Source organism: uncultured Algibacter sp. (assembly GCF_963976535.1).
Lineage (GTDB): Bacteria > Bacteroidota > Bacteroidia > Flavobacteriales > Flavobacteriaceae > Algibacter_B.
This window is the reverse complement of record NZ_CAXBLF010000001.1, coordinates 42,940-68,776: the sequence shown is the minus strand read 5'-3', so window position 1 is coordinate 68,776 and position 25,837 is coordinate 42,940. Positions and strand designations below refer to the sequence as shown.

The following is a 25,837-nucleotide window of genomic DNA, read 5'->3' as shown; positions in this document are numbered from 1 at the left end:
GTAAACTTCCTTCGACGTTATCGTCAAATCTTACCATAAAATAAAGAATATGGCTTATTTATTCACTTCAGAAAGTGTTTCTGAAGGACATCCAGACAAGGTAGCTGATCAAATTAGTGATGCGTTAATTGATAATTTTTTAGCTTTTGACAAAGAGTCTAAAGTAGCATGCGAAACTTTAGTAACTACTGGTCAAGTTGTACTTGCTGGAGAAGTAAAATCTACAACATATTTAGATGTTCAAAAAATAGCGAGAGATACTATAAATAAAATTGGCTATACCAAAGGCGAATATATGTTTGACGGTAATTCATGCGGTGTGCTTTCTGCAATTCATGAACAATCTGATGACATTAATCAAGGTGTAGATCGAGGAAGCAAAGAACAACAAGGTGCTGGCGATCAAGGTATGATGTTTGGTTATGCAACAAACGAAACGGAAAATTTTATGCCTTTGGCTTTAGATTTATCGCACAGAATTTTAAAAGAGCTTGCTGAATTACGACGAGAAAATAAAGCTATTTCTTATTTGAGACCAGATTCTAAAAGTCAGGTTACAATTGAGTATAGCGATGATAATATTCCGCAACGTATTGACGCAATTGTGGTATCAACACAACACGATGATTTTGCTGATGACGAAACCATGCTTGCAAAAATCAGAAAAGATATTGTTGATATATTAATACCAAGAGTCGTTGCTAATCTTCCTGAAGCTATTCAAAAATTATTTAATGATGGCATCACATATCACATTAACCCAACAGGAAAGTTTGTAATTGGTGGACCTCACGGAGATACCGGTTTAACGGGACGCAAAATTATTGTTGACACTTACGGTGGCAAAGGTGCCCACGGTGGTGGTGCTTTTTCGGGAAAAGACCCAAGTAAAGTGGATAGAAGTGCTGCTTACGCTACAAGACACATTGCTAAAAATTTAGTTGCTGCTGGTGTTGCGGATGAAATTTTAGTACAAGTAAGTTATGCTATTGGTGTGGTAGAACCTATGGGTATTTTTGTTGATACGTATGGCACATGTACTTTTAATATGACCGATGGTGAAATAGCCGAAAAAGTATCTGAAATTTTCGATATGCGCCCTTTTGCTATTGAAGAACGCCTAAAATTACGTTCCCCAATATATAGCGAAACTGCTGCTTACGGGCACATGGGTCGTGAAAACGAAATAGTAACTAAAACTTTTTCTCAGCCTAATGGCGAAAGTATAACCCTTGATGTAGAGTTATTTACTTGGGAGAAATTAGATTATGTTGATAAAGTAAAAATTGCTTTTGGGTTGTAAAACTTAAAGCTCAAATACATTTAAAAGGCCATCCTAAACGGGTGGTCTTTTTGTTTTTAAGTCTTTGACTTTATCAGAAAAATTAGGCAGATTGGTTTAACGCCTGATTAAAAACATTAAAACATTTTTTTTATCAGAGAATCAATCTAGACAATTAGAAGAAATATATTTATTAAGCCAAGGGTTCTAAAAATCAACATTCTTAATTATTTATTTATCTTTAGCTACTAACTAGTGTCTGGACGGAAACACAGCAAAATTAAATTTGTTTCTTTTTGCGCCCTTTCAGTTTATTTTTAATCGCTTGATACTAAGGTATCAACTCATAAAAACTAAACAAAAATGACATCAAAAATAATTCAAATTATAAAAATCGTCTGTTTCCGACCAGACACTAACTAGCAAACAGATAATCTTAATTTATGGAATTAAAAATCAAAAACCTTAGCAAAACCTATTCAAACGGTGTTCAAGCTTTAAAAGACGTTACACTAAATATTCCTCAAGGAATGTTTGGTCTTTTAGGACCTAACGGAGCAGGAAAATCTTCATTAATGCGAACCTTAGCCACACTACAGCAGGCTGATTCAGGTTCTGCTATGTTAGATGATATTGACATCTTAAATGACAAAGCTCAAGTGCGAAAAATCCTTGGTTATCTGCCTCAAGAGTTTGGTGTGTACCCTAAAGTAAGTTCATATAGTATGCTAAATCATATTGCCTCTCTAAAAGGAATATCTAACAAAGGAGAGCGTAAAGATCTAGTAGAATCATTGCTGAATAAAACTAACTTATGGGATGTAAGAAATAAAAGCTTAGGAACCTATTCGGGAGGAATGAAACAACGTTTTGGTATTGCTCAAGCTTTAATTGGCGACCCTAGATTAATAATTGTAGATGAACCCACAGCTGGTTTAGATCCAGCAGAACGTGTTCGTTTTCATAATTTACTAAGTGAAATTGGAGAAAACACTATTGTAATTTTATCAACGCATATTGTTGATGATATTTCCAACTTATGTAACAACATGGCCATCATCTGCCTTGGGGAAGTTGTTGTTAAAGGTAATCCAAGTATTTTAACCGATGGTATTAAAGGCCGAGTTTGGAAAAAAGCTATTGAAAAAGCTGAATTGGCCAATTACCAATCAGATTTACAAGTAATTTCAACTCACCTTAAAGCGGGACAAACAGTCATACACGTATTAAGTGACAACCAACCAGACGCTTCATTTGATGCTATTAATGCGGATTTAGAAGATGTTTATTTTGCTGAAATCACATCTCGTATGGATTCAACTTTAGCATAATTGTTTAATTAATTCATTTAAAATCATTCAATTATGTTTAAAGAAATATTCAAATTTGAAATAAAATATAGACTAAAGCGACCTGCAACATGGGCGTATTTTGGAATTCTTCTTGTTTTCGGTCTTATTACAGCTATTGGTGGAAACGGACCAGCCTCAGAAAAAGTTTTTGTCAATTCTCCTGTAGCAATAGCATCAATGCTTTCGCTGATAAGCATTTTCGGGATTATGCTGTCAAGCGCCATTATGGGAGTACCCGTTTACAGAGATATTGAACATAAAACGGAAAATTATTATTTTTCATATCCTGTAAGTGAAAAAGGCTATTTATTAGGTCGTTTTTTTGGTTCTATGTCTGTCCTTTTTTTAGTAAGCCTTGGATTGCATTTAGGCTTAATTATAGGATTCATTATTGGCCCATTCGCAGGTTTTGAAGAGCCTGATCGTTTTACAACATTTAATTTCTGGCATTATCTACAACCAACATTAATGCTATATTGGACAAATTTTTTCTTTGCTGGCTGTATTTTCTTCTCTTTAGTAAGTTTAACCAAAAAAGTCATGTTGGCATACGCTGGAGGAGCGATTCTTTTCATTACTTATTTAATCACTTTAACACTTACTCAAGATATTGAAAACAAAAACTTAGTAAGTCTTTTAGACCCTTTTGGTTTGGGTACTTATCAAAATATTATTCAATACTGGACGCCTGAAGAACAAAATAATTTAACGGTTCCGTTTCAAGGTATGTTAGTTTGGAATCGAATTATTTGGGTTGGTTTGGGTATACTGGCATTGCTATTCACATTATTTAGATTTGATTTTCAGAAATTTTTAAATAAAAATTATAAATCAAAGAAGAAAAACGACAACATAGATAAAAACAATGTAACTGCTTCACTGACTAAAATTCCAATGGTTTCAAAAGTTTTCTCAAAAAGCTTAAATGTTAAATTATTATTTCGTTTGGCAGTTATGGAATTTAAAAATATTATAAGAGATAATTTTTTTATAGCCATTTTAATTGCCGCTGTGCTATTCCTGTTTTTTGATGCCTGGTTTGGTTTCCCTATTTATGGAACACCATCGTTACCACTCACATATTATATGTTAGAAGTAAAAGATTTCACATACGGAATTCTCATTTTTATTCTTATTGTATTTATGACTGGTGAAGTGTTACATAGAGAGCGCAATGTAAATTACGACCAAATATTTGGTGCCCTTCCATTACCGAATCGTATCGTATATGGGTCTAAATTTTTAGCATTAGCAATGATAAGTTTTGTTTTAGTAAACATGATTTTAGTTAGTGGTGTACTAAATCAAATCATTAAAGGGTATTTCAATTTTGAATTTGAAAAGTACTTCACTGATTTATATTTAATTGAATTCCCTAAGTACATCATTTTCGTTTTATTGGCCTTTTTTGTGCATTCTATAGTTGCCAAAAAATTTATGGGACATGTAATCGCCATAGCCATTTGGGTATTACTTTTTGGATTAAATAGTTTAGCAGATGTCAATAACAATTTATACTTATATGGTTATGCCCCAGGCTACACAGTGTCTGACATGAATGGATTCGGGCATTTTGGAAAGGCTCTTTTTTGGTTTAGAACCTATTGGTTAGCCTTTGGAGGCGTTTTATTAGTTGTCGGTTATCTTTTTTGGAAACGAGGAACAGATTCTGGCAGAAAAGCGCGTTGGCAAATAGCTAAAGGACGACTAAACGTAAGAACGATTGCATCAGTTATTATTTTGTTAGCTATTTTTATTGGTTCTGGTGCATTTATTAATTATAACACTAAAACTTTAAACAATTATCGCACTGTAAAACAAGGAACAATTGGTTCCGCTGAATATGAAAAACAACTGAGTCAATACGATAAAATAGCACAGCCAAAAGTTATTGATGTGAAAATTGTTGCTGATTTAATACCTGAAGAACGTTCCGCAAAAATAAAAACAACATTTAAAATGGTGAATAAATCTAATGAAGTTATTGACTCATTACATTTAAATTGGGGGCCAGAAGGGTTGTTGAAGAAAGAAGTTAATACATTTACTATTGAAGGTTATGTTCCAAAATTAGGTAAACGTTATGATGACTTTGGTTATGAAATTTATGCTTTTGAATCACCATTAAAACCAAATGACACGATTAGCATGACGTTAGAAGTAAGCAGTTCATATAAAGGCTTTCCTAACGAAGGTTCAGGCTCAGATTTAGTATATAATGGAACATTTTTAAATAACAATTTCTTCCCGTCATTCGGTTATAGCGCTCAAGGCGAATTAACCAGTGATCAAGATCGTAAGAAATATGAATTACCCATAAAAGATTATTCACTACCTGAGCAAACTGATTCCTGGGGAACAAGTAATTTATTGTTTAATGATGACGCCGATTATATAACTTTTGAAGGTACCGTAAGTACAGCTCCAGATCAGATTGCTATAATGCCAGGATATTTACAGAAAGAATGGGAAGAAAATGGAAGAAAATATTATACCTACAAAATGGAAGGTGAATTAGATTTTTTCTATAATATTTCCTCAGCGGTATATGATGTTCACCGCGAAGTTTGGACTGGAAAATCAGGTGAAAAAGTGAATATTGAAATATTTCATCATCCCACTCACACTTATAATATTGACCGTTTCGTAAAAGGCGTGAAACATTCTATAGATTATTTCTCTGAAAATTATGGCCCTTACCAATATCGCCAAATGAGAATTATTGAATTTCCCAGATATTCTACATTTGCTCAATCATTTCCGAATACCGTACCATTTGCAGAAAGTTTTGGATGGGTAGGAGATTTTAGCGATCCTAATGATTTAGATTATGTTTATACTGTTACAGCTCACGAAGTAGCACATCAATGGTGGGGACATCAAATTACACCGTCAGCAACACGAGGATCCAATCAAATTTCTGAATCCATGGCTGAGTATTCTTCGTTGATGGTGATGAAAAAAGAATATGGTGTAGATGCGATGCAGGCATTTTTAAAAGAAGAATTAGACCGATACTTAAGAAGTAGAGCCAACGAAAGCAAGTTTGAAAAAACATTACTTGATAATGATAATCAAGCCTATGTTTGGTATCGAAAAGGAGGATTGATACTTTATGCGCTTCAAGATTTAATTGGTGAAGCCAATTTAAACAAAGGTTTTAAAGCTTATGCAGAAGCTGCACGCTTTAGGCAAGAAGCCCCTTTTACAACTACTGTAGAGTGGTATGATTACATGACATCTGTAACGCCAGATTCTCTGCAATATTATTTAGAAGATAGCTTTGAAAAAATTACGCTTTATTCTAACAAAGTTACAGAAGCCTCTTATAAAAAAGTGGCAGATGATAACTATGAAGTAACTATTGAAGTTGAAAGCTCGAAGAAATATTTTGATGGTAATGGTAAATTATTAGCAACAGGAGATAAAGCCAATTTACTTGAAATTGCCGTTTTTGATGATGATATAAAAAACGAACAAGACATGACAATAAAATCGCCTTTAGTTCTGAAAAAAGTTTGGGTGAACCCTGGTAAATCAACATTTACATATATGACAAAGAAACTGCCAATAAAAGCAGGTATTGATCCTTATAATAAAATGATAGACCGCATTCCGGATGACAACCTCATTTCTTTAGAGGAAATTTTAGATTAACGTTTAAAGGTGTTTACTTTTCTGAAATGGTTTATAGCTTTGATAAAGTAAAAGAAGCTTTTGAGTTGTAACCTCAAACTACAACTTTTAATAAATATTGAAAAAGACGGTCTTCATAAGGCGGTCTTTTTTTAAATAATTTAATACCTCTAAGAAAAAAATAAAACTTATTCCAAATGATTTTTAAAACGATTTCATATCTTCATAGTTAACATTCATAATATCTTATTTTCTATATCATGAACAGAAATCTAATCCATTTTATACTAACGCTTTTTATTACTTTTCTTTTAAATTTCAGCTTAAAAGCTCAAACTACTATTAAGAAAATTGACAACAATTGGGCTTTAATGGTAAACGGCGAACCTTTTGAAATTAAAGGCGTTACGTTTGGGTACGATAAAGATGCAGAAAATTATGATCGCTATTTTAAAGATCTAAAATTCCTTGGTGTTAACACAATAAGGCTATGGGCAACTAATAACAACACTAACAAACTCCTTGATGCTGCTGAGACTTATGGCATAAAGGTAATGGTAGGCATCTGGATGAGACATGGCCGCCCTGGAATGGAAGATGACGATAGTTTTAATTATCTAGAGGATAAAGAAGGCATGAAAGATATGTATAACGGTGCCATTGAAACTGTAGAAAAATACAAAAACCACCCTGCTGTTCTTACTTGGGGTGTTGGCAATGAGGTTTATTTGAATATAGCTACAGATGAAGAAAAAGAAGCTTACTCTATACTTTTAGAAAAAATTTGTAGTAAGATTAAAGCGTTAGACCCGAATCATCCGATAACTTCTGTAGAAGCATGGACTTTTGGGTTAGACTGGTGGCAAAAATTAGTGCCTTCTATTGATATTTACGGTTTGAACAGTTATGGCTCAGGCGCTGGTTTTTTAGCTTCCGAAGTAAAAAAAAGAGGTATTGACAAACCCTATATTATTACAGAATTTGGAGTCACCGGAGAATGGGATATAAAACAGAAAAAAAACGGAGTTATAGTAGAACCGACTGACCAGCAAAAATATAATGCCATTGCAATTGGTTATAATGACTGGATTAAAAACAAACCAGCATGTTTAGGAGTATATGTATTCCATTATGCAAGTGGTAACGCCTTTATTTCTCCTTGGTTTTTTACGCACCATAAAGACATGTATCGTCCACAATATTGGGCCATTAGAGAAGCCTATACAGGAAGTAAACCAATTAATAACGTACCCATAATTGAAACTTTCGAATTACCTAATTCCAATTATGAAAGTGGATTATGGATTCCTGCTACTTTAAAAGTATCTGATATAGAGCATGAAAAATTAGATATTAGCTTTTATTACAATCAACGTACAGGGAGTCGTAAGCGGCGAAATCAAATCAACACACTTAATTATAGAACTACTAATACTGGTGGTTATTTAATTCAGGTACCAAAGGAAGACGGTCCTATAAAAATATATGTAAACGTTAAAGACACCTATAACAATGTTGGTATAGCATCTACATCTATTATTGCAAGTGATAAAGATGCTAAAAATAGAAAATATTTAGTACCTAAAGCCCATTTACCTTTCTATGTATATAAGGATGGAGATGATTTGCCATACTTACCAACTGCATATATGGGGAACTATAAATCTATTAGTGTAGATACTCATAATCAAGATGATGTGTATTCAGGAAAAGCGGCATTAAAAATTAGCTATAATGAAGTACATGATTGGTATGGTCTTGGTTTAGTTGACCCAGCAAATGATTGGGGTGACATTCTTGGAGGTTATGATATTTCAGAAGCTACTACATTCAGTTTTTGGGCAAAAGCTAGTAAAAAAAATGTAACAGCAACCATAGGTTTTGGGTTGATAGGCAAGGATAAAACATATCCTGACACCGCAAAAAAATCCATTGAAGTTAAATTAACCACCAAATGGAAAAAATACAGCATTAAAACCAAAAATTTAGACCTTAGCTGTATCCGTTCTGGCTTGGTTGTTTTTTCAAGCAGTTATGGTTCGCCACAGGACATTTATTTTGATGATGTTGTTTTTGAATAGAAAATTATAATTTTATGAATATTGAAAAAGTCACTTTTTTAGGTGATCTTTTTTGTTTCTATAGCTTGACTTTGTCAGAAAAAAACGATAACTTCGTTTAACAATCGATAAAGTTCATTGAAACGGAACTTTATCTTTTCTTGTAACACATTAGACAACTGTGGGAGCTAAATAATCACAATAATGATAAAAACAATCAAAATTCTACTGGTAATCTTCATAGGGACTTTATTGGCTTGTAGTAATAATCAAAAACCAAAGGGAACACTTGAATCTAATACAATTGGAAATATTATGTACAGAAATATTGAGTTTAAGTCACAAGGAGCCATACTTAGAGGGAGGTTATATTTACCAGAGGATAAATCGAAAAAAAGTCCAGTTATTATAATGGCTCACGGATTTACAACTACCATCGATGGGATGACAGCCGATAAATATGCAGTGAAGTTTAGAGAAGCAGGTTTTGCTGTTGCACTATATGATCATCGAAATTTAGGGATAAGTGATGGAGAACCACGTCAAGAAATAAATTTCTGGATCCAATCCAGAGGTTATATTGATGCCATCGGTTTTATTTCAAACCAACCCGAAATTGATGCAAATAAAATTGCCGTTTGGGGAGCAAGTTTGAGCTCACGTGAGGCATTTCTAGCTGGAATTACAGATAATAGAGTTAAAGCTGTTATTACTATGATTCCTGCTTTTGGGGAAGAATTTCCCAAAGAAGATAAAGATGGAAGTTTATATGCTTTTGCAAAAGAAACTCTTTTAATTGACGATATAATGAGTTTGCCAAATACAACGACTGATCAAATGCCTATAGTTTCGACAGACCAAAAAGGAACACCTTCTGCATTAACAGATTTAACGGCATATAATTGGTTTATTGAATATGGTGGTCGGTTTGGCACAAATTGGAAAAATGTAGTTTCATTTTCTAACATCGAAATTCCTGATGATTTCAATCTTGGTCAATTTGCAGATCAATTAAAAGCTCCAATACTAATGGTCGTTGCAACAAATGATGAGATGAATGGTGCTAACCCAAAAGTGACACAATTTGTATATAATAACATTACGCAACCGAAAGAATGGGTTGATATTGATGGAGGGCATTTCGGACTATTGTATTATCCAAGTCCACTATTTGATAAATCGAGTAAAGCACAAATTGATTTTCTGAATAAATATTTGAAATAAAAATAACGTGTTACAAGCCGTGTATAATTCATTGCTAGTAATCGCCTACTTACAAAAATCCTCGCGGATTTTCTATTTGGTTTGTATTTGCTAAATTTATTGCTGAAACACGCAACAAACCATATACAAAACCGTTAAACGAGCCTCTTAAAAATAAAATCCAAAGCTCCCCGTTACACCAAATTTTCTAGCATTAGGATATTGAATGTTATCTTTATAATTTCCTCTAAAATTGAAGTCTATTCTAAACACTTTAAAAATATTACCAATGCCTAAACTATATTCGTAATAGGGTTCATTTGATGGTGCAATCAACTGAAGATTATTTGGATTGCTTGCAACGTTACTCAAGGCTATATTTTCTTCTGAAAGACTACCTAAAACACCTCGAACACTTACAATTTCACGAAGATTTAATTTCCTTAAAAACGGAATTCTTGAAAACAAGCGCCCGTTAAAATTATGCTCAAAATGAAATGACGCATAAGTATCAGACACAAACTCGTAATAATCAAGTTGCGAAAACGTATTGTAAATTGAAAAATACGTTTGATTTCCAGGAATGACACTTAACAAACCGAGTGGTAATTCTCCAAAGGTTTTACCTGCTTCAATAGTAGTATAAAGTCTTCCAAAACCACCCATTTGCCAGGGTTGTGTATATGAAAACTGCACTTTGGTATAATCAAAATCGCTATTAAGAATACTTTTATCGCCTCTGGTAACTTGAGTGAACAGATGCGCAAAATAATCATTGGCTACTCTGCGTTCCACACCAAAACCAGTCATTTTCCGTCTAGGAAAATACGATACTGATAAGTTTGTTTCGTATTGTTTAATTTCAGATGCTATACCTGTTGGCGTATTATAATCTAAACTAAATGTTGGCGATGCCGATTCTAAAGTTCTGTAGTTTCCTCCTAGTCTAAAAATAACATTTTGCCAAGGCTCAGCTTCAATTGCTAAACTGGTTAAATTAATGTTCGTTAATTTATCATTGGCACCGGTACTCACTACCGAGGAAGAGGCTAAACTTCTGCCTAAAACATCGGTGCTTGTTGTTAAACTGGCTCCTATTTGTTCTACATCGCGTCGCTTTCCTCCAGAAATAATTAGTCGGCTCTTTTTATTAAGCAACCACTTACCAGAAATACCATATTTAAATTTATCGTCTTGAAATCCGTAGGCTAAAAAGCCCTCTATTCGCCACAAATCATTTGGCCCAAAATAGGTTCTTCCTCCTGTTCGTAAACGTATGCCTTCAACTTCGTTATAACCGAAGGTTGAAAAAACAGGGCCATAATCTAAGGGCAACGTATTAAACTCTATGTAACCTGATGCCAAAATACTTCCCAAGTTATAAAGACGTTTAAACTTTTTTACCGTTTTTAAGGTGTCTAACATTTTATAAACCCCTTTTTCATCTTTATTTAATTTTTCTAAACGATTGTCATCCCAAAATTCTTCACCTCTGTTGTAAATATCTTTATCATAATTATAAACGTCCTTTTCGTAGAATTTTTTGTCCTTTTCAATATCAAACTTATAATTGTTGTACAAAGTTGTTCGCTTTCCATATACACCACGCGATTTTTCTTTTTTATTAAAAGCAAAATCTGATAGCATATAATCTCGGGTTACAAGAAAAAGTGAATCATTAAGCACTTCAAACTCTTGTTCAATATAAATTTCTTTTACCCAGTTTATATTGGCACTTTTTGAGGCTTGAAGATTAATTTCTTTGATGGCATAAGTGGTGTCTGCCACCCAAAAATCGCCTTTAAAAGTTAATTCGTTTTTACGCCTTGGATAATAGATAATGTTGTAACACCATTTATCACCTATAAAAGTACTATCAGACAACACATAGTTATAAGTGCTAATTCCTGTTTTTGACAATGGGCTCACAAAACTTTTATCGAAAAATTTAAGATAATTATCATACACATTAAAATCGGTATATAAATCGTCTACAAAATCAATAATAATTTGATTATCACTAAACCCTGAATTTTTATTTCCTAGTAAATCTTCCTTGGTCTTATTAATAACATTATCACCATATACCTTTGAAACAGCTTCGTTTATAAAAATCGGTAAGTATGTTTTTCCGGTTATGCTGGAGGTATCAACTTCTTCAAAAATAAATTCCATACCCTTAAACAGTTTGCTTTTAATAAGCGCACTATCTATAGTATTTAAATCGAACTCAACTTTTTCGTATTTATCGTATTCGTATTGTTTGAATTGCTTTAAACCGTTACTCCGCTTATTTGCCCAGATTTTTCGTAATAAATCAATTGCAGGATTATTCTTTTTGGACTGTTTACCAGATACAATTACTACGGCATCCAATTGTGCTGTTGCTTCTTTAAGTGTGAATTTTAAATTGTAGTTTACTTTTTTTTCTAGAGGAATATTCAAGGTTTCATAACCTATAAAAGATACGGTTAAGACATTCCAAGTTTCGCCTGATTCTAAATAGAACTTTCCGTTTTCGTTAGTTATAGTGCCTTCTGTTGACCCTTTAAATATGACGTTAGCAAAAGATACAGGTTCATTAAATTCATCAAACACATAACCACTCACTTTGGTTTGTGCAAATGCTGAACATAGTCCGAGGATGAAAAGGGCAATAGTTAATCTTAATTTCATAATACAAAAAAACTTCATCAACAATCGTGCTAACTTGCTTGCCGAAGGTTGGTGAAGTTTATATAACGTAATTAATATTGTTTTATTTATACAGTACTTTTTTTACAGCTTTAATTACCTCTTCATGGTTTGGCAACCATTCTGCCAATAAAACTGGTGAATATGGTGCAGGAGTATCTGCTGTATTAATTTTTACAATTGGCGCATCTAAATAATCAAATGCTTCAGATTGTACTAAATAAGTAATTTCGGTAGCTACATTTCCAAAAGGCCATGCTTCTTCTAAAACCACTAATCTGTTGGTTTTTTTAACCGATTCTACAATCGCTTTTCTATCTAAAGGACGAACGGTTCGTAAATCTATAATTTCACAAGAAATACCTTCTTTCTCTAATATGTCAGCAGCTTTGTATGCTTCTTTGATGATTTTACCGAAAGATACAATAGTTACATCTGTTCCTACTCGTTTAATCTCTGCAACACCAATTGGCACAATGTATTCTCCTTCTGGAACTTCGCCTTTATCACCATACATTTGCTCGCTTTCCATAAAAATTACTGGATCGTCATCACGAATTGCCGCTTTCAACAACCCCTTTGCATCATAAGGGTTTGAAGGCACAACTACTTTTAAACCCGGTGTGTTTGCAAACCAGTTTTCAAAAGCTTGTGAGTGTGTTGCTCCTAATTGACCCGCAGAACCCGTAGGACCACGAAATACAATTGGACATTTAAATTGGCCACCAGACATTTGCCTAATTTTTGCAGCATTATTTATAATTTGATCAATTCCAACAAGAGAAAAGTTAAACGTCATGTATTCAACAATGGGTCTGTTTCCAGTCATTGTAGAACCAATAGCTATACCTGCAAAACCAAGTTCAGCTATAGGGGTATCAATAACACGTTTAGCACCAAATTCATCTAACATGCCTTTTGATGCTTTATAAGCACCGTTATACTCTGCTACTTCCTCGCCCATTAAATATACGCTTTCGTCTCTTCGCATTTCTTCGCTCATTGCTTCGCAAATAGCTTCTCTAAATTGAATTGTCTTCATTAAATATATTTTTTAGAACTGCAAAAATAACAATAAATGAGATATCATCTTGTAAGATTTTTTTAAATTTTATTATGCACGCATAGTAAATATTCAGAATAAAATAATTAACTTCGTAAACTCAAAAAATTAGATATTTTAATACATAAAAATCATGAAAATATTAGTGTGTATAAGTCACGTTCCAGACACTACTTCAAAGATTAATTTTAGTGATGATAATACTAAATTTGATACAAATGGCGTACAGTTTGTAATAAACCCAAATGATGAATTTGGTTTAACACGTGCCATGTGGTTTAAGGAAAAACAAGGCGCTCAAGTTACCGTAGCAAATGTTGGCGGTGCAGAAACAGAGCCTACTTTACGTAAAGCTTTAGCCATTGGTGCAGATGAAGCTATAAGAGTAAACACACCCGCAACAGATGGCTTTTCTGTAGCTAAACAATTAGCCAACGTTATTAATAATGGTGGTTTTGATTTAGTCATTGCTGGTCGTGAATCTATTGATTATAACGGTGGTATGGTTCCAGGCATGATAGCTGGATTAATCAGCGCTAACTTTGTAAACAATTGTATTGGTCTTGAAGTTGATGGCACATCGGCTAAAGCTATTAGAGAAATTGATGGCGGTAAAGAATCCGTTTCAACATCCCTTCCCTTAGTTATTGGCGGACAAAAAGGTTTGGTTGAAGAAAGTGATTTACGCATACCGAATATGAGAGGTATTATGATGGCTCGTAAAAAACCATTAAATGTGGTTGAACCTATAGAGACAAATGCTGAAACAACTTCTGTTTCATTTGAAAAACCTACTCCAAAAGGCGCAGTTACCTTAGTATCTCCAGATAATTTAGATGAATTAGTAAGCTTGCTTCATAATGAAGCTAAAGTGATTTAGCCTGCTAAATCACCCTGAATTTATTTCAGGGTCTTTTGGAGATAACGAAAAATAATAATAAGATTCCCGCCTTCGCGGAAATGAAAAAAGAATAATTTATGTCAGTTTTAGTATATACAGAATCAGAACAAGGTGCTTTTAAAAAAGCAGCTTTTGAAGTAGCTTCTTATGCAAAAGCAGTTGCTAATCAATTAGGAACAACAGTTACTGCCGTTGCTATAAATGCTAACGACACCTCTGCTTTAGGCAATTATGGGGTTGATAAAGTTTTAAATATATCAAATTCGCAACTCGATAATTTTAATGCTGATGCTTATGCATCTGCCATTAAACAAGCGGCAGAAAAAGAAGATGCAAAAGTTGTGATTGTTAGCTCTACTGCAAATAGCAAATATTTAGCGCCATTATTAGCAATTGGTTTGCAAGCAGGTTATGCATCAAACGTTGTTGAATCACCATCAAGTACTAGTCCATTTACAGTAAAACGAACAGCTTTTACTAATAAAGCTTTTGAAACCACTCAAATAAATACAGATGTGAAAATCGTCGGTGTTTCTAATAATGCTTTCGGATTAGTTGAAAATAATGGTAGCGCTTCCGCGGAAGACTTTTCACCTTCAATTTCAGATTTAGGGGTTACTGTAGAATCCGTTGATAAAGCTACCGATAAAGTCACTATTGCTGATGCCGAAATAGTAGTTTCTGCTGGTCGTGGTTTAAAAGGCCCTGAAAATTGGGGCATGATTGAAGAACTTGCAGATGTTTTAGGAGCTGCAACAGCCTGCTCCAAACCCGTTTCAGATTTAGGTTGGAGACCACATAGTGAACACGTTGGGCAAACAGGTAAACCTGTAGCATCAAATTTATATATTGCCATTGGTATTTCTGGAGCTATTCAGCATTTGGCTGGTATTAACGCTTCAAAAGTAAAAGTGGTTATCAATACAGATCCTGAAGCACCTTTCTTTAAAGCTGCTGATTATGGTGTTGTTGGTGACGCTTTTCAGGTGGTTCCAGAATTAATAAAAAAATTAAAAGCATTTAAAGCACAGCAATAATTTATTTTTTATAAATTGTGTGATACTAAAGAACTGCTTAAATTAGCATTTTGACTTAAATATGCCTTGTGCAGTTGGTAAAGTTCTAATTTAAGCAGTTCTTTGCGTTTTTATAAATTATGAGTTTAGTAAAATTAAATATAAAAGGCATTTCGTATAGCCAAACCCAAAATGGTGCTTATGCATTGATTTTAAATGAAGTGGATGGCGACCGGAAACTCCCAATAGTTATTGGCGCTTTTGAAGCACAATCTATAGCTATTGCTTTGGAAGAGGAAATTAGCCCGCCAAGACCGTTAACACACGATTTGTTCAAAAATTTCGCTGATCGTTTTGAGATTGTTGTTAAGCAAGTAATTATTCACAAACTTGTTGATGGTGTGTTTTACTCCAGTTTAATTTGCGAACGCGATAAAATTGAAGAAATTATTGATGCCAGAACTAGTGATGCTATAGCTTTAGCACTTCGTTTTCAAGCACCAATTTTTACTTATAAAAATATTCTTGATAAAGCGGGAATTTACTTAAAAGTGAATCCTAAAAAGGAAGATGAAGACGACGAAAACCAAGACAGCATTTTAATGGATGAATTGGTTGCTAATGAACTAGAACCTAATGAACCTCGCGAAAACTATAAAGGAAAAACTTTAGAGGAACTTCAAACCTTACTTGAAGAAGCTGTTACTAATGAAGATTATGAAAAAGCAGCGCATATTCGTGATGAAATCTCAAAACGAGAATAACCCTTAATTTTAATTATGAAAAAGCTGTTTTTGCTTATTGCTGCTGTATTTTTTTGTTTTACAGCAACGATTATAGCACAAGATATAGAGCAATCAGCTACCGTTGATACCATTCAAAACACTTCAGTAATTAATAACACTGAAAATTCTACTACTATAAATGATTTAAAAGAAGAAAATCAAAGTCAACCAGAATTAAAAGATTCAGAAGAACCCAAAAGCATTATTTTACCTAGTCAAGGATTCTCTATAAATAGCCTATGGAGAGGTGTTCTTGGGATGATTACTTTAATTTTTGTGGCCTTTCTTTTTAGTAGTAACAGAAAAGCAATTGACTGGAAAATTGTTGGTATTGGTTTAGCTATTCAATTACTGATAGCCATTGGTGTTTTAAAGGTTGCATTTATTAAAACTATTTTTGAATTCATAGGCGGTTTATTTGTTAGTGTTCTAGACTTCACAAGAGCTGGAAGTAAATTTTTATTTGAAGGTCTAGTTGTAGATATGGAAACTTTTGGGTTTATTTTTGCTTTTCAAGTATTACCCACAATCATATTCTTTTCTGCATTAACCTCAGTATTATTTTATCTAGGTATTATTCAAAAAGTAGTAAAAGGGATGGCTTGGCTACTTTCAAAAACTTTAAAAATATCTGGTGCTGAAAGTTTAAGTGTTGCCGGAAACATTTTTTTAGGACAAACCGAAGCACCGCTTCTAATAAAGGCTTATTTAGAAAAAATGAATAAGTCCGAAATGCTTTTAGTTATGATTGGTGGCATGGCAACAGTTGCGGGCGCTGTACTTGCTGCATATATTGGTTTTCTTGGTGGTGATGATCCTGCTCTGAGACTGTTTTATGCTAAACACTTATTAGCGGCATCAGTAATGGCCGCTCCAGGAGCTATTGTTATATCGAAAATATTATATCCACAAACTGAAGACGTGAATACAGATGTTTCTGTCTCGCAAGACAAAATAGGTTCTAACTTTTTAGACGCTATAGCAAACGGAACGACTGAAGGTTTAAAGCTTGCTGTAAATGTTGGCGCCATGCTTTTAGTATTTGTGGCATTTATTGCCATGTTTAATGGTATTTTAGGTTGGATTGGAGATGTCACGTCTATTAATACTTGGATAGCTTCTAATACCACTTATGAAAACTTATCTCTTGAACTTATTTTAGGCTACGCATTCGCTCCACTTATGTGGCTCATAGGCGTAGCTAAAGAGGATATGGCTCTAATGGGACAACTATTAGGTATCAAATTAGCCGCAAGTGAATTTATAGGCTATATACAATTAAGAGAATTAAAAGATGTAACCAACAGCATTCATCTTAGCTATGAAAAATCTATAATTATGGCAACTTATATGCTTTGCGGATTTGCAAATTTTGCATCTATAGGTATTCAAATTGGCGGTATAGGCTCATTAGCTCCTGGACAACGTAAAACCTTATCAAAATTTGGCATGAAAGCATTAATAGGCGGTTCAATTGCCTCTTTAGTTTCGGCTACTTTCGCTGGTATGATTATTGGGTAAAACCTCTTTAATTCCCAAAGGGGAAAACTGCATTAAGTTGATAACTTTTAATATTTACATATTATAAAATTCACGCTTTATATACGATTTTAATTAAATTCGTCCAGAAAATTTCTTTAATAATTAATAAAGTTTCTTCCCTTCGGGAAGACGGAAGATGGGATGAAACAATATCACGACCTAGTAAAACACGTTTTAGAAAACGGCAACAAAAAAGGAGACCGCACAGGCACAGGCACAAAAAGTGTTTTTGGTCACCAAATGCGATTTGATTTAAGTGAAGGTTTCCCAATGGTAACCACTAAGAAACTTCATTTAAAATCTATTGTTTATGAATTGCTTTGGTTTTTAAAAGGGGATACTAACACAAAATATCTCACCGAAAATGGTGTACGTATCTGGAATGATTGGGCAGATGAAAATGGCGATTTAGGACCTGTTTATGGACATCAATGGCGCAACTGGAACGATGATGAGATTGATCAAATAAAAGAGGTTATTCACGCTTTAAAAAATAATCCGAATAGCCGTCGTATGTTAGTTTCTGCTTGGAACCCTTCCGTGTTGCCAGATACTTCAAAAAGCTTTAGTGAAAATGTAGCTAATGGTAAAGCAGCTTTACCGCCTTGTCATGCCTTTTTTCAATTTTATGTAAGCCCCCCAACCCCCGAAGATGGAGAAAATGCAAAACCAAAATTATCTTTACAGTTATATCAGCGCAGTGCCGACATCTTTTTGGGTGTACCTTTTAATATTGCTTCTTACGCCTTATTTACAATGATGATGGCTCAAGTTTGTGGTTATGAAGCTGGCGAATTCATCCATACCTTTGGTGATGCTCATATTTATAGCAACCATTATGAGCAATTAGAATTGCAACTGTCAAGAGATGTAAGACCACTTCCAAAAATGATTTTAAATCCTGAAATCAAAGATATTTTTGATTTTGATTTTGAAGATTTTACTTTGGTAGATTACTATCCACATCCGCATATTAAAGGGGTTGTTGCTGTTTAATAATCTTAAATTTTTGGATTAAAAACTTGCCATAGCAGATGGTGCGTTAGGGATTGTAGTGGAAAGCCCACAGCGAGGTACGAGCGAGGACTTGTAACGAAAAGCCCGACCCTCTTGGGTAACGCCCAAAAATAATTTTATAAAAAAGAGGCTGTCTGAAAAGTCGATTTTGGAGTAAATTGTCACATTGAGCGTAGTCGAAATGCATTGGAAATCAAGATTATAACGTTTTCGACTGCGCTCAAACTGACAACTCGAAAAACTTTTCAGACAGCCTCCTTTAAGATTTTATGGTTGCAGTAATTATATGTTTATAACACCATTTTCTGCACCAGCAAAATCGTTCCAAGCGTAAGCATCAGCAGCGTCGTCATTTACGTAAACGCCATCAACAACATACTTAAACTCATAAGAACTTCCAGCTTCTAAATCAAGAGTTCCTTTAAATGTTCCATTTTTTAATTTTTTAAGCGGTGCTTTTTTAGCATTCCATTCGTTGAAAGATCCAACAACAGAAACTTTTTTTGCATCTTCAGCAGGTAAAGAAAAAGTGACTTTACAAACGGGTTTACTTTTTAAGAATTGTTTTTTAATTGCCATAATTATATGATTTAATATTTTTACTTTTACGTTTAATAACACTACAAATTTAAAAACAAATTATAACCAAAAACTATTTAAGACACTTTACTTCTAAAGAATTATCAATTTGACAATTTCTATTCTACAAAAGAATAAAGTAGATAAAAAATTAGCAATATATATATATTATTATCAACAACAAATTTACGTTTTCGACTGATTATCAGCACTTTTTGAGACTCAAACGTTTTCGTTAAGTCGATAAATTCAAGTATTTTAAAATTCTATTTAATATTCCCAAAAAGGGTTAACTTTACAGTTATTATTTTACTAATATGTTCGGAAAAAAGAAATCTACACCACAAATAGATAAAGATCAATTGGAGCTTATTGAAAATGCTCAAAAACGCATCAAACAAAAAAAACATTTGTATGTTCATTTTGTAATCTTTTTAATAGGCGCTGTCTTTTTAATTATTGCTAATACTATTTTAGGTATTGGAAAGGATTTTAAACTCTTTGGAATTGATTGGTTTGTATTTGCAATATTATTATGGCTATTCCTATTTATATACCATCTCTTTAATGTATTTGTAACTCATAAGTTTATGGGTAAAGCTTGGGAGAAAAAACAGCTAGACAAACTTGTTGCTAAACAACATGAACGTATTAATAAGCTTAAAGCAGGTTTTGTAAAAGAGGAAACTTTAATGGCGCAAAGTGAAGTTTATAGTGAAACAAATTCTGATGCTCAAAACATGAATGCTAAAGGTTCAAAATCTAAACTCACCATTATTGTCGCTGCTGCAGAAAATAATGCCATAGGAAAAGACAATAAGTTAATTTGGCATTTAAGTGATGATTTAAAACATTTCAAATCGCTTACTAGTGGTCATCATATTATCATGGGGCGTAAAACCTTTGAGAGTTTTCCAAAACCCTTACCAAACAGAACCCACGTAGTTATTACAAGGCAAGCAGGCTACAAAGCACCACAGGGTGTTATTCTAGTTAGCAGCTTAAAAGATGCGATTGATGCTACTAAAAACGATGCACAGGTATTTATTATTGGTGGAGGTCAAATTTATAAGCAAGCTTTATCTATTGCTGATAAAATTGAGTTAACGCGAGTACACCATAATTTTGAAGCAGACACCTATTTTCCAGAAATAGATACTACTATTTGGAAAGAAACTGCAAATAAATTTCATAAGAAAGATGAAGAACACGATTATGACTTTTCGTTTATTACTTATGAGAGGAAGTAATCTGACTTGACTTTATCAGAAAAATAAACGAACCTTCAATTTTTTTAACTCCTTTACCAAATTTCAGTAATTTTGCCTCATGGTAAAAGAAATACAACTTCGTATTACATTAATAGAGGAAGAACGTCCTGATATTTTGGTTTTGAAATCTGCAATTAAGCTAGATATTGATAGAAAAGATATCACCGGAGTTAAAGTGCTTAGAAAGTCTATTGATGCCAGAAAACCTAAAATTATACTTAATTATAAAGTAGCGGTTTATATTAAAGAACCACTTCCTGATACTTCAGCGTATCAATTCGATTATAAAGATGTTTCTAAAGCAAAGCCTATTCATATTATTGGTTTTGGCCCTGCAGGAATGTATGCGGCTTTACGCTGTATTGAACTCGGTTTTAAACCCATTGTTTTAGAGCGTGGTAAAAATGTACAAGATCGCCGTAGAGATTTAAAAGCCATCAATCAAGACCATTTTGTAAACGAAGATTCTAATTACTGCTTTGGCGAAGGTGGTGCAGGAACCTATAGCGATGGTAAATTGTACACCCGAAGTTTAAAACGTGGTGATGTCCGTCGTATTTTTGAGAATCTAGTTTATCATGGTGCGACTGATCAAATTCTTGTTGATGCACACCCGCATATTGGGACAAACAAATTACCCAAAGTGGTTCAGAATATTCGTGAAACTGTTATAAAGTATGGCGGCGAAATTCATTTTGAAACTCGCGTTACCGATTTCATTATAAAAAACAATAAAATTAAAGCCATTCAACTTAAAAATGAAGAGGAAATAACTGTTAACAAAGTAATCCTAGCCACAGGGCATTCAGCACGAGACATCTTTTATCTACTTCACAAAAAACAAATTGCATTAGAAGCTAAATCTTTTGCTATGGGCGTTCGGGTAGAACATCCACAACATATTATTGATTCTATTCAGTATCATTGTTCTGGTGAGCGTCATGAATCTCTGCCAGCAGCTTCTTATGGTTTGGTACAACAAGTAAACGAACGTGGCGTATATTCATTTTGCATGTGCCCTGGTGGTTTTATTGTGCCTGCTGCTACCGCCAATGGCGAAGTGGTTGTAAATGGAATGTCGCCCTCTAAACGAAATAATTTATATGCCAATTCTGGAATTGTGGTTGAAATAAATGCGAATACCGACTTACATAAATACGAACAGTTTGGGGCATTAAAAGGATTAGAATATCAGAAAAACTTAGAGCGTTTAGCATTCACAGCTGGGGGCAGAAGTCAGGTAGCTCCTGCACAACGTTTAACCGATTTTGTTGAAGGTAGATTGTCTAATGATTTAAACGACTGCTCGTATCAACCTGGGCTAAAATCTGCGCCTTTACATTCTTTATTACCTAAATTTATTGGGGGAAGGCTAAGAAAAGGGTTTGAAGCTTTTGGCAGAAAAATGAAAGGCTATTATACTGAAGAAGCCAATGTTGTTGGTGTAGAATCTAGAACTTCATCACCAGTTTCTATTCCAAGAAACGAGCATTTGCAACATACTCAAATTTCAAACTTATATCCCTGTGGCGAAGGTGGCGGTTATGCTGGCGGCATAGTATCAGCAGCCATGGATGGAGAGCGTTGTGCTGAAGCGGCCATTACAGAGTTATAGTATAACAGCTTTTAATTTGGCGTTAATTTGGCGTTTCCCTACGGGTCGGGCTATCCATTACAAGTCCTCGTGCCTGCGGGCTTTCCACTACTATCCCTAACCGGAACAAACCAAAATCAATCAACCTCTCGTCATATCGACGAGCACAGCGACGTGGTTATCTTTTTAATTGGAACTCAAACTAAAATTGAACTAAACCAAAAACAGATTGCCACATCACGCCCAAAAGCGCGATTCGCAATGACGTTACCCAACAATATTTACAATTTTACCAGGAACCACAATCACCTTTTTAGGCGTTCTACCCGCTAATTGTTCTTGAGTTTTTTCGTTTGCTAAAACCGCTTTTTCAATGGCGTCTTTACTCAAATCTAAAGGCAATTCCATGGTGAAACGCATTTTACCATTAAATGAAATTGGGTAATTCTTACTGCTTTCTACTAAATGACTAGCATCAAATTCTGGAAAAGGCGCTGTTGAAATTGACCCACTATTCCCTAACTGACTCCATAATTCCTCAGCAATATGTGGTGCATAAGGCGAAATTAAAATCAGTAATGGTTCTAGTATTTCTTTTGAAGTACATTTTTGAGCCGTTAACTCATTAGCAGCAATCATAAACGTTGAAACCGATGTATTAAACGAGAAATTCTCAATATCTTCTTGAACCTTTTTAATGGTTTTATGAAGCGTTTTAAGAGCCTCCCCTAACCCCTCCGAAGGCGGGGAACTCGTTACGTAAAAAGTACCGTTTTCTCCTTGGTGGTATAGTTTCCATAATTTTTTTAGAAAATTGTGCACACCTGTAATACCTGCGGTATTCCAAGGTTTGTATTGCTCTAAAGGTCCTAAAAACATTTCGTACAAACGTAAACTGTCTGCTCCGTAATCTGAAACTATGTTATCTGGATTAACAACGTTGTATTTGGATTTGGACATTTTTTCGACTTCACGACGCAATTTAAAAACATCATTTGTTCCATTAATTATTTCTCCTTTTTCACCTATGAATATTGCATTCTTATTAACAGATCTTGATTTTTTGTAAGCCTCAATATCCAATTCATCTGAAGAATTAACCAATGAAACATCCACATGTAACTCATTTGTTTCAAATAGACTTAAATCGTCGATGCTAAATTCTTCATCGGTATGATTTGAAACCTCTTTCTTGATATCTTCGAATAAATCAGCAAATATTGGTTTAAGAAAACCTTCCAACTTATTAGCTATTGATTTTCTGTTTTCTTTATCATTGTATTTTGAAGACAAAAAGATTGAAGGAAGTCTATCATTAAAGCTGCTCGAAATAATATTTAGCTTTTTAATTTCAAGTCCAAATAATGTGATAACAAAAGCACTAGTCCCCAAAATCATCCCTTGGTTAATTAGCTTTTTTGCGTACTCGTCAATAGGCACAACCCCTTTATCAAACAAGAACTTTTGCCAAAAACGAGAGTATAATAAGTGCCCTGTAGCATGCTCGCTGCCACCTATATATAAATCGACTTCTCCCCAATAGTCCATCGCCTCTTTTGAAGCCATTTCATTTTGGTTATCAGGATCCATATAACGGGTAAAATAAAACGAACTACCTGCCCACCCTGGCATGGTGTTCAACTCTAGTGGGTAAATTCCGTTATGAGATTCCTCGTCAGTCGTACCTCCTTCTGTCGGAATGACAAGGTCGTTAGAAACAACTGTGTTGGTATTCGTATCCCAAGCCCAAACTGTGGCGTTTCCTAATGGTGGCTCACCAGTTTCGGTTGGTAAATACTTTTCAACTTCTGGGAGTTTTATTGGTAAATGTTCGGCTGCAATCATTTGTGGCATCCCATTTACATAATACACAGGGAATGGCTCACCCCAATAACGCTGTCGACTAAACACTGCGTCACGCAAACGGTAATTGGTTTTACCTTCACCTTGACCCATTTGCTCCAACTCGTAAATAGCACGTTTGGTGGCTTTTTTATAGTTCATGCCGTTTAGGAAATCACTATTTCCAATTACGGTTTTTTCTTTATCTGAATACGCTTCCTCTGAAATATCAACGCCTTCAAAAATATTTGGGATTGGAATATTAAAATGCTTTGCGAAATCATAATCACGTTGGTCACCACAAGGCACAGACATCACTGCTCCTGTTCCGTATCCTGCTAAAACATAATCGCCAATCCAAACAGGGATAGGTTCTTTGGTAAACGGATGTTCTGCATAAGCTCCTGTAAATGCTCCCGAAATGGTTTTTACATCTGCCATTCTATCGCGCTCACTTCGCTTTGCGGTTGCTAAAATATAGGCATCAACGTCTGCTTTTTGTTCTGGAGTTGTTATTTGTGATACGAGTTCGTGTTCTGGAGCAAGTGTCATAAAACTTACTCCAAAAATGGTGTCGGGGCGTGTGGTGAAGACTTCAATCCCCCTAGCCCCCGAAGGGGGGATTTGCTCACTCATAAGTGAATCACTCTTGACTGATTCTCTTTGAGATAATTCTTTACTTATTTTTTCTAGAACACTATCTATATCCGCCAAAACTTCTTCATTTTTAAATCGAATGACTTTAAAATAATCATTTTCTAAAATTTCTGTTCGTTTTGCATCTTCTTCAACTTGAGATTCATGAATTTTTCCATCAACTTCAATAATTAATCGTTTTCTCAAACAAACAAAATCAACAATATAATCGCCTATTAAATGTTGTTGTCTGAATTTTGCATCTAAGTTTTTATTTCTAAGCTGTTCCCAAAGTGCGGCTTCTGCTTGAGTTGGATTCGCCCTCATTTCTTTAGCTCTATCTAAAATTAAATGCGAATTATTACCACCCGTCATATAACCCGCCCGAGTAAGCGAGCCAGCTTTCTCTTCACCTTCGGGGAAGGATAGGATGGGAAAAGTAACCGATGCTCCAACCGATTTTCCAATCCAATTACGCTGACTTTCCTTTAAAGAATCTGTCCAATCAATTTTATCTAAACCTTGAAGTAAACGTTCTGCATAAGCAGAAATACGCATGCTCCATTGCGTCATCTTCTTTCTAATAACAGGATGACCGCCACGTTCTGAAACACCGTTTACTATCTCATCATTAGCTAAAACAGTTCCTAAAACAGGACACCAGTTTACTTCGGTTTCAGCTAAATAGGTTAATCTATATTGTAATAATATTTGTTGTTGTTTTTCAGAAGAAAAAGAATCCCAATCATCAGCAGAAAAAGGTTCAATGTTTTCATCACAAACTGCATTGACGTTTCCGTTGCCGCCCGAAGAAAAAATGGTTTCTAATGCTGATATATCTTCAGCTTTATCTGCATCATTATTATACCAAGAATTGAACAATTGAATAAAAATCCACTGTGTCCATTTATAATAACTTGGGTCGGATGTTCTGACTTCACGAGACCAATCGAACGAAAATCCAATTTGATCTAACTGACGACGGTAGGTTTTAATGTTTTCGGCAGTTGTAACCGCTGGATGTTGCCCCGTTTGAATCGCATACTGTTCCGCAGGCAATCCAAAACTATCATACCCTTGCGGATGCAAGACATTAAATCCTTGATGGCGTTTGTAACGTGCATAAATATCTGAAGCGATATACCCTAATGGATGCCCAACGTGTAAGCCCGCACCACTTGGATAAGGAAACATATCCAAAACATAGTATTTTGGTTTATCGCTACCGTTTACGGCTTTAAAGGTTTGATTGTCTCGCCAGTAATCTTGCCAATCTTTTTCTATTCTCCTGAAATCGTATGTCATAAACTTCTTTTTTCTCGCAAAGACGCAGAGACGCAAAGACTTATCATAATTAAAAATGA

The 25,837-nt window shown here is 34.5% G+C and carries 16 protein-coding genes; 12 read left to right on the top strand and 4 right to left on the bottom strand.

Annotated elements, in window-relative coordinates; all coding sequences use genetic code 11:
• The first annotated feature begins 49 nt into the window (after positions 1–49).
• From metK to AAC024_RS00290, 5 genes are all read left to right on the top strand, one after another.
• A complete protein-coding gene (gene metK / locus AAC024_RS00310) occupies positions 50–1,303 on the top strand; it encodes a methionine adenosyltransferase (protein WP_339893098.1) in 1,254 nt (417 codons plus the stop codon).
• Between the two features lie 422 nt (positions 1,304–1,725).
• Entirely contained in the window at positions 1,726–2,613 is an 888-nt protein-coding gene (locus AAC024_RS00305; protein ID WP_339893097.1) for an ABC transporter ATP-binding protein, read from the top strand.
• A gap of 33 nt (positions 2,614–2,646) precedes the next feature.
• Positions 2,647–6,291 (top strand): M1 family aminopeptidase, encoded by a 3,645-nt coding sequence (locus AAC024_RS00300; RefSeq protein ID WP_339893096.1) that lies wholly within the window; start codon positions 2,647–2,649, stop codon positions 6,289–6,291.
• 239 nt (positions 6,292–6,530) lie between these two features.
• A complete protein-coding gene (locus tag AAC024_RS00295) occupies positions 6,531–8,351 on the top strand; it encodes a glycoside hydrolase family 2 TIM barrel-domain containing protein (protein WP_339893095.1) in 1,821 nt (606 codons plus the stop codon).
• Between the two features lie 183 nt (positions 8,352–8,534).
• Positions 8,535–9,554, top strand: coding sequence for a CocE/NonD family hydrolase (locus tag AAC024_RS00290; protein WP_339893094.1), 1,020 nt, complete (start codon positions 8,535–8,537; stop codon positions 9,552–9,554).
• A 147-nt stretch (positions 9,555–9,701) separates the two neighbouring features.
• Here AAC024_RS00290 and AAC024_RS00285 read toward each other — a convergent pair whose 3' ends face one another.
• Together AAC024_RS00285 and AAC024_RS00280 are read right to left on the bottom strand one after the other, a co-directional pair.
• Positions 9,702–12,209 (bottom strand): DUF5686 family protein, encoded by a 2,508-nt coding sequence (locus tag AAC024_RS00285; protein WP_339893093.1) that lies wholly within the window; start codon positions 12,207–12,209, stop codon positions 9,702–9,704.
• 82 nt (positions 12,210–12,291) lie between these two features.
• On the bottom strand, positions 12,292–13,269 hold the full coding sequence (locus AAC024_RS00280; protein WP_339893092.1) for a pyruvate dehydrogenase complex E1 component subunit beta: 978 nt from the start codon (positions 13,267–13,269) through the stop codon (positions 12,292–12,294).
• A gap of 154 nt (positions 13,270–13,423) precedes the next feature.
• Between AAC024_RS00280 and AAC024_RS00275 the strand changes: the two genes are divergently transcribed.
• The 5 genes from AAC024_RS00275 (at position 13,424) to AAC024_RS00255 (ending at position 18,530) form a co-directional block, all read left to right on the top strand.
• Positions 13,424–14,170: an electron transfer flavoprotein subunit beta/FixA family protein gene (locus tag AAC024_RS00275; protein ID WP_339893090.1), complete on the top strand. Its 747-nt coding sequence runs from the start codon at positions 13,424–13,426 to the stop codon at positions 14,168–14,170.
• 98 nt (positions 14,171–14,268) lie between these two features.
• Positions 14,269–15,228, top strand: a complete 960-nt coding sequence (locus AAC024_RS00270) for an electron transfer flavoprotein subunit alpha/FixB family protein (RefSeq protein WP_339893089.1) — start codon at positions 14,269–14,271, stop codon at positions 15,226–15,228.
• Positions 15,229–15,347: 119 nt separating this feature from the next.
• Complete coding sequence (locus AAC024_RS00265) at positions 15,348–15,971, top strand: bifunctional nuclease family protein (RefSeq protein ID WP_339893088.1); 624 nt, start codon at positions 15,348–15,350, stop codon at positions 15,969–15,971.
• A 15-nt stretch (positions 15,972–15,986) separates the two neighbouring features.
• On the top strand, positions 15,987–17,513 hold the full coding sequence (locus AAC024_RS00260) for a nucleoside transporter C-terminal domain-containing protein (RefSeq protein ID WP_339893087.1): 1,527 nt from the start codon (positions 15,987–15,989) through the stop codon (positions 17,511–17,513).
• Positions 17,514–17,675: 162 nt separating this feature from the next.
• The gene (locus AAC024_RS00255) at positions 17,676–18,530 is read left to right on the top strand and encodes a thymidylate synthase (RefSeq protein WP_339893085.1); all 855 of its coding nucleotides are present in this window, start codon (positions 17,676–17,678) and stop codon (positions 18,528–18,530) included.
• Between the two features lie 303 nt (positions 18,531–18,833).
• Here the strand turns inward: AAC024_RS00255 and AAC024_RS00250 are convergent, their stop codons facing one another.
• Positions 18,834–19,130: an isoamylase early set domain-containing protein gene (locus AAC024_RS00250; RefSeq protein WP_339893084.1), complete on the bottom strand. Its 297-nt coding sequence runs from the start codon at positions 19,128–19,130 to the stop codon at positions 18,834–18,836.
• Positions 19,131–19,447: 317 nt separating this feature from the next.
• Here AAC024_RS00250 and AAC024_RS00245 point away from each other — a divergent pair, with 317 nt between their 5' ends.
• On the top strand, positions 19,448–20,380 hold the full coding sequence (locus AAC024_RS00245) for a dihydrofolate reductase (protein WP_339893083.1): 933 nt from the start codon (positions 19,448–19,450) through the stop codon (positions 20,378–20,380).
• A 79-nt stretch (positions 20,381–20,459) separates the two neighbouring features.
• Positions 20,460–22,016, top strand: a complete 1,557-nt coding sequence (locus AAC024_RS00240) for an FAD-dependent protein (protein WP_339893082.1) — start codon at positions 20,460–20,462, stop codon at positions 22,014–22,016.
• A 246-nt stretch (positions 22,017–22,262) separates the two neighbouring features.
• Here the strand turns inward: AAC024_RS00240 and AAC024_RS00235 are convergent, their stop codons facing one another.
• Positions 22,263–25,778, bottom strand: a complete 3,516-nt coding sequence (locus tag AAC024_RS00235) for a DUF559 domain-containing protein (protein ID WP_339893080.1) — start codon at positions 25,776–25,778, stop codon at positions 22,263–22,265.
• Between the last annotated feature and the right edge of the window lie 59 nt (positions 25,779–25,837).